The sequence below is a fragment of the Methylomonas sp. BW4-1 genome (assembly GCF_052474385.1).
The window spans coordinates 256386-270355 of the sequence record NZ_CP184125.1; the positions used below are offsets into that span (position 1 = coordinate 256386).

The following is a 13970-nucleotide window of genomic DNA, read 5'->3' on the forward strand; positions in this document are numbered from 1 at the left end:
AAAAATGCCAAAAAACCTAGGTTTTCTAGGTAAAACGCCGTTTTTTATAAAACGGCGTTAAAAAATACATGCTTTTCGCCGGGGCTCAGTTTAGCCTCTGCGGGAGTCAGCGGCTTAATAGTTTTGGCTGCCTAGTCAATATCTCCGGCATTAGAGCGGCTCATTCCGGCAACCTTAGCGGAATGAGCCGCACATAGCCACCCATCATTATTTTTCCGAAACATGATAAATCATAACTTTAAAGAACCATTCGCTAATTATTCTTTTCAGACCGCCCTCAAGGGGCGCCATTGCCTGATTGATGTGAATCTGATCGATCCGAATCCTGATCAACCACGCCGACTTTTTTCCGAAGAATCATTGGAGAGTCTCGTACAGTCAATCCGAGAAAAAGGCTTACTTCAACCCATCAATGTTCAAAAAAAAGCGGACCGTTTTCAACTCATCGCAGGCGAACGGCGATGGCGAGCTTATCGTATTTTGAATAAGCAACAGATCGAAGCGATAGTGATAACAGTTGATGATCAGAACCGAGCAATTTATGCCTTGGCAGAAAATATAGTCCGGGAGGATTTGAGTGATTACGAAATCGGTAAGGCAATTCGAAGCATAGAGAATGAATTTCCGAGCAAAACAAACCTCGCTGAAGCGATTGGTATTAATCGTACCGACATGTATCGCTTTTTGGCTTTCGACAGCCTACCCGATTTCATCTTAAACGACTTGAATCGTGATCCAACATTACTATCGCGAACCGCAGCAGTTCAGATTAAAAAAATATTGGATGATCATCAAAATTCCAGCGTAGTGCTTGCATCTTTAGAAACAGCTTGGGGGTTGCTCAAGGCTGGCAAGCTCCAGCAAACCCATATTACTCGGTTTGTTATTAAAGCACTCAAGGACGTCTATGAGCTAAATCAAGTTGCCACTGAAAACGTTCTCCTGAATGAAAATGGCAGTCAAATTGGACGGGTAAACCAAACTGAAAAGTACTGGACGGTTCAGCTGAATGTTGACGGGATTAATGAACAACAGCAGGAACAAATTCTTAATTTCATCCGGGGAATACTTGGCGAACAACCCAAAAGTGTCGCAAGTTGCGACACCGTTTGAGGTATTAACCCGAAAAATCTTTTGTACTTCCAACGACATTAGCTGAATCGCTACGAACAGAGCAATGTCTAGCTCAGCACCTGCTATTTTGAGCAAAAGTCGTAACCATAACCATACATTTTTGATAGAGCCCATATATATTCACCTGCTAATACCGCTAAATTAGCGGATTTAGCAGGCAATTTTTGGGGCATGCATGGATTTTCAATCTAAAACCGCCGCTGACCCTGACTGGTCGCTTCATGATTGAATATGCTGTACTGCGTCGATCATGTCGGATTGCTTTTAGGGGTATTTGATTCAGCAAATCTGATTCGAATTTTCATGGCTGCTTAATCAATCAATTGTTTTGTAATGCAGACAATAATCGGGGATGCCTTCTGGATAATGGGAAGAATATTATAGTTATGCATATAGTATGGACTTGCACTAACTAGATATAAAAAACAGATTTTATTTTTACTACAATTCAAGAGTAAATAATTTTTGTTACCAATGAGCGCTAGGGATTTTTGAATCGATAGAGTTTTGTATTATATGTTATTAATAATAGATTCCCCACAAGCCCATATTAACTGACATATCTCTATAACTCTAAACACTCAGATTACTAGCCCCCCTCTAAAAAACTAATACATCAAATAAAGAGCACTATCAGTCTCTCATATGATTACTTGTTTTTTAGAAAGATGGATTGCACAAAACAATCCATCGATTCAATATCAAGCCAGCGCAGGTTCATAACTAAATCCATTTAACCCAAGAGGTTTATTATGAACACCTTAAGCAATCAACTCGCTCAAATCAGCCAATTGACACAAACCATCATCAGTCAAACTAATGACCCGCTTTACATCGTCACAGATCAGGGTAATGGCTTGTTACAGGTGCAACCGACTCAGTTAGCGAAATCGATCGAGACCCTAGTCGAACACTATCTCTACGAGATCAAAGAAGAGTTTCCGATCCATGGCTTTCATCCCTATGTAAGCATATTCGTTAATAACGCTTTGGACTGTAGTCTTCGATCAGCGATAGAACATCAACGATCGCTTAAAAAATCAAACAGCTTGTACCAGATGGGTGTCGACTATGAAGTGATGTTAGACCTCATCATTCGAATGAAAACCTTTGTCATGCAGATACTGGAAGTCACCGGCACCTTCGAGTTCAAAGATTTGATCAATAAGGCTCATCGTACCGCGAATAAAAACCATGAAGGGATGATGCGCTATATCGACTCCTTGTTCGAGCATTACTCCCGATTGGTTGTGATTAGATTGGATTTGTATGAGGATGGTCCCATCATGAGTCTAAATGACATCGAGAAGAAGTACTGGCAGGCGAAACATGACTTTAAACATCTATTGAACAACGCCAAGATGAACAGCCTGTTCGATGATAAGTTCGGCTATATTTGGTCCTTGGAGTACGGACCTGAGCGGGGATACCATTACCACTTGGTCTTGTTCTTTGATGGTTCTCAGGTCAAAAACGATGTCTACCGTGCTTGGGAGATCGGTGAATACTGGCAATGGGTTATTACCAATGGACGTGGTTCCTACTGGAACTGCAACGATAATAAGGCCGGCTATCACCATCTTGGTATCGGCATGATCCACTATAGCGATGTCGAGAAGATCAACAATCTGAAACAGGCTGCTGCATATCTGATCAAAGTCGATCATTACGTGCGTATGCTGACCCAGGATAACGGCAGAACCTTCGGACGAGGTGAGATACTACCTCCCAGAACTGGAACTGTTGGTCGACCAAGAGCGGCGTAATAAGTCGTGACTAATACACATGATACCTTGATTGCCGTTGGCATCTGTATCTCTTATGGATGCCAACGTCATTTCAGCACTGCTCCGGGTTTTAGCAACAAATAGTGCTGCACCAAAACCCAGCAATACTTTATTAAGCAAATGCCGGATTATCTGCTCTGGTTTCTGGTGGTACTAACCCAATAAAAACACAAAGTGAACCCAGGATTAGTGATTGCCGGATTTGAATAAACTCAACGCCTCTTCGAATTCTGCCTTGAGATCAAACCCAATATCCTGTCCGGGCGCGACTTGTTCCAAGGCAACATACATAAAGCAAACCACCTGCAGTCCCGTGTAATTGCCGGGAACCGCGCGAAGCTGATAAGTTTTATTGGGATTATTAACATCCAATCCGCTTTGTCCCAATGCCGCAGCTTCCATGGCCACACCCGCTACTTCTTGAGGCGTCATGCCCTGAAACGTTTTTAATGCCTGCAAGCAGTACTCAACTGCTTGCGGATTCTGTGAACCGGTTTGGCGGAATTTGTCGTAAGCGAGGGTTCGCAAGATTTCTTCAGCTCGCTCTGCCGCTTTTGAAGCGGGAGCGACGTCAATCACTTGTGTCAATAAAGCGGCCACGCGTTTTTTGATGGCTTCGTCTTGATGGGTGGCTAGTAGGTTTTCTGCCAAGGCTAAAAGCGCGATCGGGTCATTAGGCCCTGCTCTAACCGCATTTTCCAGCAAAGCAGCGGCTTCTGGTTCGTTGAGCTTCGATGCAATATACCCGGCAGTGCGTAGTGCATACTGATCGTTGGGGGCTAACCCAGTTCGCGAAATTCACTGACTGCTTTATCCCGGCTGACTTGCGAAGCGGTCAAATGCCGCTGTTCGCGTTGCGTGTAAAAGCGAATCGCAAGCGCACATTGCACACCAACCAGATAGGGAATATCCGGACGAGTTGGTTTTACCGAAATCCGTAATTGTTTTGACCATTGCGCTTCGCTCAAATGCAGGACTGCACCCACTTGCAGCGTATAGTCCCAAGTTACTCGAACCGGTAGGTTGCTGATTTTCTCGGCTTCGCGGATTAAGCCGGTCGCTTGTTTGTATGTCGTTTCTGGCATGCAACAAAAAATGTAATCGAATTGGCCGATCAGTTTAACTTTTTTGGATTTAAGTAGCCTGCTTTTGTGTACTTTAAACCTGTAAATGACAAGACTAAATCGACCTAATAACCATCTGGATTGGTTTAATTAGTCGCTGTCCATTAAAATTCCGCCCAAACGTCTAATTTAAGGAAACAGGATGCTTGGCCTCAACCTACGCAGCGAATTCACAGGAAAGCGATTAAGTGGAACCACCATCGATTTTACCAATCGGCATGGTACGGGCGCGTTAGATAAGTCTGCCAGTGACTTTCTCAACATTACCTACCCATCTATCGATCTGCTCAAAACCATTGAAGCAGTAGAGCCTGGAAAATCGAGACCTACCGTGATCATTGGCGCACGTGGCCAAGGTAAATCGCACTTGATGGCTGCGTTGTCCCACATGCTCAAAGACAGCGCCGCCGGTCGCAATTGGCTCGATGATTGGTCTTTAAGACTTGCTAACCCGGCCATAGCAAGTCTTGCTCTCCGCACAGACATGAATGTCATCGTCGAGAGCTTGCATCTCCACAACTACAAGTTTCTTTGGGACTTGTTATTTGAAAAACACCCTCATGGCACCTTTATCAAAGGTAAATGGGAAGGTCAAGGCGATAAGAAAACCGAGGTACCTGGCTATGAACTATTGGTCGAATTGTTTCAACAGCAACCTACACTGCTGATCCTGGACGAATTCCAGACCTGGTACGAAGGCCTCACCAACAATAAACAATACCCGTGGCGAAACTGGGCTTTTAACTTCATTCAGATTCTTTCGGAAATTGCTGAGAAGAATCCTGAATTGCTGGCGTTGGTGGTGTCGGTTAGGGATGGTGTATCCGATGCAGCCCAGCAAATCTACCGCGTCAACCCTGTACGGATCGACTTCAAAGGTCCGCAAGCCAAAAAAGATCGTCAAAAGCTATTACTGTATCGGCTGTTTGAAAATCGGATGCAGATCAACGAAAGCGACATAGAAAACATCATCGTCAACCACCTTAATGAATACCTGCGGCTCAACCATATTTCCGGCGCTGATCATGAGAAGGTAAAGCAGGAATTCATTGATGCATGGCCTTACGCACCACATTTGCTGAAGCTGCTTGATGACCAAGTGTTGATCGCGACCGAAACCCAAGAAACACGGGATTTACTGAGAATCTTAGTTGATGTCTTTAAAACAGCTGGTAAAGACTCACCGATCATCACCGCTGCTGATTTTTCCATTACCAATGAAAACAGCGGCGTGTCTTCGTTGCTGGATTCAGTTGCCAATCAAATGCAGCGTAGCCTCAGAGACAAGGCATTACGCAACTATGAAGCAGTCAGAGATGCAACGACCAGTCTAGGTAACCATACGAAGTATTTGGAACCGATACTAAGCTCGCTCTGGCTTCGTTCATTGTCGATTGAATCCATGGCCGGTGCAGAAGCGCACGAACTGCAAGTAGACATCACTCGCCATAAGCCTATTGACGACAACCAGTTCCAGGCAGAACTCGCTTTAATTGAAGAGAACAGCTTTAACATTCACCGTAAAGGCAATCGCTTAATCTTCCTGAACGAAGAAAATCCGCAAGCCAAATTAATGGCGCATGCCAAAAATGATCGCTTGTTCGAGAAAGGTGAAGATCAAAACTACTTGGCGGACGAAATTCGCTATGTTTTGGCTGGTTCCGGTGATGCGTCGCAAACTTATCGGGTGCTTATTCTCAAACGGAGTTGGAACACTGACCCATGGAGCGACATTGATGAGCGGGATCAGCCACAGAACTGGGATAACCGCATTCCAGTAATCGTCGTTCCATCCAGCAATGTCAGCGATGCGGAATTGGGTAAATGGCTGAAAACCTACGTACCCAAAAACCGAAATACCGTGCGTTTTTTATTGGCTCAACGAGCTTTGGAAAACGTGTTTTACGACAAATCATTGCTGGTGCTCGCTCGTGCCGTGTATTTAGCTGCGCAATGGAAAAAGGCCGATTCGGAATACTCAAGCCTGCACATCAAGTATCAAAAGGAACTGCGCGACCAACTGAATAAACGCTTTGATCGGTTTGCAATACTTGAGATATGGAATTTTGCCGATCCACAAAAATGTGAGTTCATCACAACAAGCCACAACGCGGAAGGCAGCAAAATCTTGTCTGCAATCCAAGAACACATACAGCGCGAATTGTTTATACCGGAGGAATTTAAAGAGCTTGTTGCAGACAATGCAAAAAGAAATGATTCGGTAGCGGAAGTACTGAAACAATTGAAAGAGCCCAAATCAGGCGGTGAACCATCGATACCCTGGCTGGGCGAAATTGAGGCGAAAGAAAAAATTATTCGTCTATGTGCGCAAGGCGCCATTGCGATCAACTTGCTGGGAAGGGAGCTACTGGAAAGACGACCTGGTGAAAGCGAGGATGAAGCCTGGCAACGCATGAAAGGCCGATTGGCTTCGGGCAGGCAATTGGAAGAAACTACCCTTCACGAACCCGGCACGACCGTTTCTAGTGGTGGCGGTGTCGTCGTGCCGCCTGTAAATCCACCGGAACCACCCACAACAAATCCTAGCCCTGGAGAAAAAACAACCGGCAATAATGGCAGCGAGCCGACCGGTTTAGGTTTATTCGGCGGAACCAACTCAGGGGTTCGAGACAGGATGCGACTAAATGCCCCTGCAACGTCCTCGTTAAATCTGCTTGGCAAACTGGAAGGCTGGGGAATCAATGCCGGAAGTCAGGTCTATGGATGCAAGGTGTCTATCGACAAATTGACCGGCGCGCAATTGCAAGAACTGTTAAAAAAGCTGCCTGACGGAATCACATACTCTCTGGATTTGGAAAAGGATTGAAGCAATGGATCAGGCGCTTATCACCCAGGTATTTAACCTGCCTGCCGATCAAGCATGGCAAGCGATTTTCGATTTTCTGCACGAGACATTTTCGCCGCCAATACGCGCGGATGTCGTCGATGCCATCACCACCGAACGGGATAAAAGCATTGAAAAGCTCGATAATGTTCTGTCCGGCAGCGCCTGGGAATTGTGGCAACAGTTTGAAGGCGCTGCGCCAAGAACCAGCGACCAACTAAAACGGTTTTGGGCGGAACGTTGCAATGGCAAGGCCATCTTAATTTTGGATGCCTTGTCATTACGCGAATTGCCTTGGCTTATAGAACAAGCCGCGCAACGCGGCTATAGCCTGCACAAATCATGCGTTACCGCAGCAGAAATACCCGCCAATACCAACCCATTTGCCAAGGCATTGGGGTTCGGCCAACGATCGGGGCTTGAACATAATTCAACAAAAAGCTCGCATTTCCCGGATGCATGGACAGAGGCAACGGACATGCCGTTCGTGGATTGCGTAAGCCTGATCAAAGCCGATCCCAATATCCTTTTTTGGCACCATTGGCCGGACAGTCAGATGCACGACTTATCCGACAATGGCGATGGCTACCGTAAGCTATCGAAATCCGCCGCAGAACAGCTCGCGTCCGATGATTTCTGGCAGTTTGTCGATCGTCTCGCAACTGGGCGCAGGTTGGTGATTACTTCAGACCATGGCTATGCTCATTCCGGGATTTTCCCCGATGTCGTGCACAAAGATCAGTCCGATTTTTTAAAGGAGAACTTTAAAAGTGGTCGTTCCGTTCAATCACTCACAAATGCCAACAGCCATTACTGGATTCCGCCACTGACGCAAACCATCACTTCGCAGCATGGTGAATGGCACCTCGTGCTTGGGCGTAAAAAATGGAAAAGCCAGGGCGGTTATCCGACATTGACGCATGGTGGACTTTCACTTCTTGAAATGGCTGTACCATTCATTGTTATAGAGAAATGATTTTTTACGTTTAATATTAATTATCAATTTTTAATTGCGCAATAAAATATAAGGAAGCATATTTATGGCAGAACAAGAAAAACAAAGCAAATACACCAGAGAGTTAGATGATTTTATTAGTTTTGCATTTGATGATCTTGTTGAAATAGCAAAAACTGACTTCAAGCTATTTGAAGAGCTATATTACAATCGAAAAAATCAATGCGATGAGTTTTATGCGCTTATGGAAGATAAGCATAAAAAAGCTCAGAATGTATTAGTTATTGGTAATGCTGGCGTAGGGAAAACCAGCTTCATGCACAAGCTTATAATAAACTGCAACAATGCGAAGTTTTATCCTGTGTTAATGGATTATAGAAAAATAGTTCCAAAATCAACCCATGGATTAGTTTCTGATTTTTTAAGAGCAATTGAGAGTTACTTTGATGACATTGGCTCTCCGATTCATACTCTCAAATCCGGAGGCTCAATGGATCAGAATTTTCAAGAAGCATATAATCATCTCGAGTCGCTCGATTTAAACAGTCTAAAAAAGCAGCTAATTATTTTTCTTGACGACTTTGATTACGCCGAAGAGGAATGGTTTGATCTTCTTAGATACTTTTTGCCATTTTCAAATAACAATAAAGTTTCTTTAGTCTTATCTGTAAGACCATTGTTACTTTCAGCTATAGACGAATATGATGATAGGTTTAGAAATTCTTATATTAGAAAAGCAAGGCAGATTGAATTAGCACCCATATCTGTTGAAAATGTTATTTCTACACGGCTAGCACCTGTTTTAGCAGAGAGGGAAAAAACTGGATTAATATCAAAAATATTCAAAAGAGAAAGTTCTCTCTGCAAGTTAGCCAAGAAATATGGGAAAATTGTGGATGACCTTCCTCGCTTTGAGTATCCATTGACAATTAAACATAATGATTTCATGCAAAGAATAACTAGTGGCGACCTTAGAGAGACTTTTGCCATTGCTTATGAGAGTTTAAAATTTGTACTGGAACATGAGGACTATTTGGAAAATAAAGTCGAGGACGATGGATCAGTAAAAAAAATAATTGGAAGGGAAAATGTAATGAAGATTCTTTATGACAATAAAGATGCTCATTACTCAATTATAAATCTTCATACCTTTCGATCTAAATCCACAAAGAACTCCCTTTTTTACAATGTGCTACAAGGCATAAAAATTTATGGTGTAGCAGACGACCGTTTTTTTGAGGTATTAAAAGACTTGGGGCACGAAAAAAAGAAAGTAGACGAAGCAATTGATGAATTATCTTCAAAAAAACAACGTTTTTTCGTACCAATCAAATATGTTGCAAAAAGTGCGAAAAAACGTATCGAATATGCTAGAGAATATAAGGCATTGCCGAAGCTCGATAAATATTTAGAAATGTGTGAATGGGATGAGTACATACAGAGATGTGGAGAGCCTGGTGCCTCTTTGGAGGATATGTTATGAAAACCAATCTTTTGCTAGACGTTGCTGAATTATCTTTGAGGTCCCTTCCTGATAATTCCGCTGTTACTTTTGTAAATATAGAGGAACTGTATGAGCGATTTTTGCGAGGGGAATCACTTTGCAAAAGCAAGGCATCCTTTGACGAATTTAGGTTGGCCATAAAGACCGTATTCCCAATATACAAAAACAATAGAAGGAAAACAAAAATTTTTAAAATATCAAGCGTTTCCGCATACAGATATTTTGATTCTAAATCAATAAAATTTAGGCCTTTATCTCATATTAAAGCAGGTTGACATGTTTGAATTTTTAAAGAAAAGATGTCATACCTGCTATTTCTTTCAGAAATCTGCATGCATTCTACATAAGAGTCGGTGTGTTCCCTGCGATATGAAAGTTAAAAAGATTAATGGAATAACTGCTGGTGCTGAGTTTTATATAAACTATATGAATTCTAGAAAAATAAGCATCAGATCGCTATGGATCTCATCAATTTCATTGATAATTTCTTTTTTGGCTTTGATTGTAAACTATATGAAGGTTACTGGACGTTCGTGACTTTTTTGAAATAAAAGTCTTTTTTATGAATACTGAATTATGAAAAAAATAACCCAAGCTGAAATCATTGCTGAACAAGTTGCGGAAGCGGTAAACGCGGGTGCGGAATTGCATTTGGAATCCGTGGATTTTAGCGATCCCAATCGGCCAAAAACCTGTTTGGAAGTGGATTTCCCGATATTACCGATCAATCAGATTGCCCAGATTGAGGGTAATGCAGGCAAGCCTATTTATCAGATGTCCAAATGGTGGGCACGCCGGCGCTCCAGTGTGTTTCGCTCGACCTTGATTGCCGCTGCGACTAAAGCACCTGACGATCCGGCGGAAGCCGCTAAATTGGTTTGGGATTCTTATTACGGTAATCATCAACACAACGAAGCGTTTCGTAAACTAAAGGTCGCCGACATTTTTATGGGCGGCGGCACGACATTGGTGGAAGGTGCGCGGTTGGGGATGCAGATGGTCGGTAACGACCTTAATCCCGTCGCTTGGCTGGTGGTAAAAAACGAATTGGCCGATGTCGATCTGGATGAGGTGCAAAAGCTGTTCGATCACATTGAGCGGGAAGTTAAGCCGCAAATCATGCCGTTTTATGCCTGCGAAGGACCGAACGGCGAAAAAGGCGTTTGGACGAAGTTATCGACTAAGGAAGTGATGGGCGATGATTTCGATCCGTTGGTGTTGAAACCGGAAGAACGTAAAGACTATTCCTACGAAGGGCCGGAAGTGATTTACACCTTCTGGGCGAAACACGGGCCCTGTTCCGCTCCCGGTTGCGGACATCGGACGCCGTTGATGTCCAGCCCTGTGGTGGCGGTTAAATCGTTATCGGTAAAAGCGTGGCTGGGCGTTCGCTGTGGTAAATGCCATGAATCATTCGATGTCGAACAGCAGGAAGCAAGAATGGCACCGGATGCGTCGTGGGTGGTTGCCGACTCGGAAGCACCTTATGCGCTGATGGATGGCGAAGGCCGTTACCAATGTCCGCATTGCCAGCACGAATACCATGACTTCAAAGCGGCTACGGCCAACGAATCGATTGTATTGCCGAAGAAACTGCGCAAGAACAAAAAAATTGAGCTAACACTGTTGGTTCATCCCGATTGGTTGAAAGGCGCGCCGGGCAAAGATGAACAAGGTGTGTTGGGCGGAACCGCGACCAGCGATATTGAAGATACCATTCGTTGGAATGAGCTTCGCGCCAAAAACTTACGATTGGTGGAAGTCAGAGGCGATTTGCCGGATGAAATTACTTGTCCTGAAACTGGCGTAACATTCAGCACTAGCCAGGGAACAATTCCCAAAAAAGCGAACTTTACTTGTCAGGAAAACACTTGCGGTCGAGAACAACCAGTTTTAACGGCTATTAACGCGTCGAGAACAACAGGGCCAATGGCAACATATGCGCTGCAATGCTATTCACCTTCTCGAAGTGAACAAGGGGTTCCTTATAACGGTCGATATTTTAAAGCTGTGTCTGCGAAAGATGTGCAACGGCAAAATGCAGCTTTAAAAGAATGGGAAGCGCTCAAGGAATCAGATTTAAAAGACTATTGGCCTAAATCTGAAATCCCATTTGGTCACATGACTCATCAGAGGCAGCCTTTGCCACAGCATGGATTTACTTATTGGCACACAATGTTTAACCCTCGCCAATTGCTAATTCACGCACTCATTCTGAAAGCATTAGATTTGGCTCATGGATTTCAGGATTCAACTTTCGAAATCGTACTAGGTTCATTTCAACAATATCTGCGCAATCAGAACATGTTTTGTTTTTGGGATATTAGTCGAGACTGTTTAGCTCCACACATGAGCAACAATAACTATCACCCAAAATCTAATATTGTTGAAAACTGCATCTTTCCTGATTTAGGTCGAGGAAACTGGGCATCTTGTAGGGACAATACAATTAAGGGTATTGAATGGGTTAAGTCTCCCTGGGATTCCATTTCTATTGACTATATCAAATCAAAAAATACTGAGTTCGCTAAAAAGTTAACAGGGCAAAGCGAAAAAATAATGCCCAATGACCCCGTAATTCCCGGTACTTTGGTTACTTGTGGCTCATCAACCGATCTAAGCCAGTATGAGGCAGAATCTTTCGATTTAGTGGTCACTGATCCACCTTTTGGCGGCTTATTGCATTATGCTGAATTAGCTGATTTCTTTTATGTTTGGCTGCGGCTGGTTTTAAAAGATAAATATCCAGAGTATTTTTCTGGCGAATACACACCAAAGACACTTGAAGCTGTAGCCAATCGTGCCAGACATCCTGACGATCCAGATGCGTTTTACAAACGAATCTTGACAGAATGCTGGCGGGAAGCACATAGGTTGTTGAAAGCGGGTGGCGTCCTTTCCTTCACTTTTCATCACAGTGAAGACGGTCCATGGGTCGATGTGTTGGAAAGTTTGTTTGATTCCGGTTTCTATCTGGAAGCGACCTATCCAATTCGTAGCGACGAAACCAAAGGCCAAGGCGAGTTTGGGTCTAAAACCATCGAGTACGACATCATCCACGTTTGCCGTAAACGCATCGAAGAGCCGAGCCGGATCAGTTGGGCCAGACTACGCCGCCGGATTTTGTCCGATGTTCGGCAATTGCAGGATATTTTGGAACATCACCAAAACGAAGGCTTACCCAAGGCCGACATTCAGGTGATTAAGCGCGGTAAGGCGTTGGAGTATTTTTCACGCCATTACGGTCAGGTATATGTCGAGGAAGGTCGGGAATTTACCGTTAAGGAAGCGTTGGCGGGTATCAACCAAATTTTGGATGATCAGGACGAAGGCGAATCCGGCAGCACGCCCGTCAATTGCGAACCGATTACGCGGCAATTTTTGCGCATTTTTGCCGGTACGCCCGAAGTGCCGCGCGACCACATGCAGAAGTTTTTGCGCGGCACCGGCATCGGTCCCAGTGATTTTGTCGAACGAGGGTGGTGCGAGGAAAAGAAGAAAATTTTCCATTGGTTGTCGCCACTGGCTTTTGCCCAAGCCAACAGCCCGAAGGCCAAGTCGTTAAGCAGAGACATGGATCAAGCCATGTTGCTGATCGGTGCTTGTTACCCGGATAGCGGAATTCAGGTTAAAAAGCTATTGGACGAAGATTTTAAGCCGCATCCTGCCTTGGGCGATTTATTAGGTTGGCTGGTCACTAAGGGCGGCGGTTTGGAATTACGAAATGCCGCGATTACCGCTCGGCAACTGTATAACAATTGGGCGGCACAGCATCAGGCTGTGATTCAAAAACAAATGTCGCTGTTTGACATGGAATAACAGGACCGACGTTTCATTTTTTATTGGAGAGCCACGATGCAACTGATCGTAAATTACCCCGAACAATTACCCGATGCCCTGCAACAATCGCCGTCGCAGTTCGAGCATGAGGCGAAGATGGCGATGGCGGTTAAGCTGTATGAAATGAAGCGGATTTCAAGTGGCATGGCCGCCGCGTTGGTGGGCATGGAACGAGTCGAGTTTTTGCTGGATTTACACCGTTACGGTGTGTCTGCCATTGATTTGACCGACGAAGAATTGCAGGCGGATTTGAGCAATGCCTGATACCAAGGAAATCGTCATCAACACCACCCCTATCCTGTCGTTGATCGCGGCAACCGGCACATTGGACATGCTGCCGTTGTTGTATAGCCGGGTTTGGGTGCCTTGGGAAGTGTGTCGGGAAATCCACATTGGCGGCGCCGATGGTTTTGCGGTGAGCGAGTTTCAACACGACGATTGGTTATTCAAACAAAATCAGCCTGTCACCATTCCGCCCTTGCTGCGAAATTCTTTGGATGCCGGTGAAGCCGCAGTAATCCAATTGGCTTTGCAGGAAGGTATTCCATTGGTTGCGATTGATGAGAACGTCGGTCGTCGTTTTGCGCGCTTATCGGGTCTGACGTTGACCGGCTCGATTGGTATTTTGTTGAAAGCCAAGAGCCTGGGTTACCCGGTCAAAATCACCGATGTCGTGCAGCGAATGCGGCAACGGGGTATCTGGTTGAGCGATAAGGTGGTGGAGTTTTCTTTGCGCGAAGCGGGTGAATAAATATGGGTTGCAGGGATTAGTGAATGAAAC

The 13970-nt window shown here is 44.5% G+C and carries 11 protein-coding genes; 9 read left to right on the forward strand and 2 right to left on the reverse strand.

Annotated elements, in window-relative coordinates:
• The first annotated feature begins 222 nt into the window (after positions 1-222).
• Positions 223-1113: a ParB/RepB/Spo0J family partition protein gene (locus ACH5Y9_RS01185; protein WP_445368205.1), complete on the forward strand. Its 891-nt coding sequence runs from the start codon at positions 223-225 to the stop codon at positions 1111-1113.
• 773 nt (positions 1114-1886) lie between these two features.
• Positions 1887-2900, forward strand: coding sequence for a YagK/YfjJ domain-containing protein (locus ACH5Y9_RS01190; protein WP_445368206.1), 1014 nt, complete (start codon positions 1887-1889; stop codon positions 2898-2900).
• A gap of 207 nt (positions 2901-3107) precedes the next feature.
• On the opposite strand, the gene ACH5Y9_RS01195 is transcribed toward ACH5Y9_RS01190, so the two are convergent.
• Both ACH5Y9_RS01195 and ACH5Y9_RS01200 read right to left on the reverse strand, forming a co-directional pair.
• Positions 3108-3626, reverse strand: coding sequence for a hypothetical protein (locus ACH5Y9_RS01195; protein ID WP_445368207.1), 519 nt, complete (start codon positions 3624-3626; stop codon positions 3108-3110).
• 74 nt (positions 3627-3700) lie between these two features.
• A complete protein-coding gene (locus ACH5Y9_RS01200) occupies positions 3701-4006 on the reverse strand; it encodes a hypothetical protein (RefSeq protein ID WP_445368208.1) in 306 nt (101 codons plus the stop codon).
• Positions 4007-4187: 181 nt separating this feature from the next.
• Here ACH5Y9_RS01200 and ACH5Y9_RS01205 point away from each other — a divergent pair, with 181 nt between their 5' ends.
• The 7 genes from ACH5Y9_RS01205 to ACH5Y9_RS01235 all read left to right on the forward strand — a co-directional run bounded on the left by ACH5Y9_RS01205 (position 4188) and on the right by ACH5Y9_RS01235 (position 13940).
• On the forward strand, positions 4188-6872 hold the full coding sequence (locus tag ACH5Y9_RS01205) for a DUF499 domain-containing protein (RefSeq protein ID WP_445368209.1): 2685 nt from the start codon (positions 4188-4190) through the stop codon (positions 6870-6872).
• Between the two features lie 4 nt (positions 6873-6876).
• Positions 6877-7866, forward strand: a complete 990-nt coding sequence (locus ACH5Y9_RS01210; RefSeq protein WP_445368210.1) for a hypothetical protein — start codon at positions 6877-6879, stop codon at positions 7864-7866.
• 64 nt (positions 7867-7930) lie between these two features.
• Complete coding sequence (locus ACH5Y9_RS01215) at positions 7931-9328, forward strand: ATP-binding protein (RefSeq protein ID WP_445368211.1); 1398 nt, start codon at positions 7931-7933, stop codon at positions 9326-9328.
• Complete coding sequence (locus ACH5Y9_RS01220) at positions 9325-9624, forward strand: hypothetical protein (protein ID WP_445368212.1); 300 nt, start codon at positions 9325-9327, stop codon at positions 9622-9624. The genes ACH5Y9_RS01215 and ACH5Y9_RS01220 overlap by 4 nt, the downstream gene beginning before the upstream one ends.
• Positions 9625-9925: 301 nt before the next feature.
• Positions 9926-13168, forward strand: a complete 3243-nt coding sequence (locus ACH5Y9_RS01225) for a DUF1156 domain-containing protein (RefSeq protein WP_445368213.1) — start codon at positions 9926-9928, stop codon at positions 13166-13168.
• A gap of 36 nt (positions 13169-13204) precedes the next feature.
• Positions 13205-13453 carry a UPF0175 family protein gene (locus tag ACH5Y9_RS01230; RefSeq protein WP_445368214.1) on the forward strand — a complete coding sequence of 83 codons (249 nt, stop codon included), beginning with the start codon at positions 13205-13207 and terminating at the stop codon, positions 13451-13453.
• Positions 13446-13940, forward strand: coding sequence for a DUF3368 domain-containing protein (locus ACH5Y9_RS01235; RefSeq protein WP_445368215.1), 495 nt, complete (start codon positions 13446-13448; stop codon positions 13938-13940). Before ACH5Y9_RS01230 ends, ACH5Y9_RS01235 begins: the two co-directional genes overlap by 8 nt.
• Positions 13941-13970 lie beyond the last annotated feature (30 nt).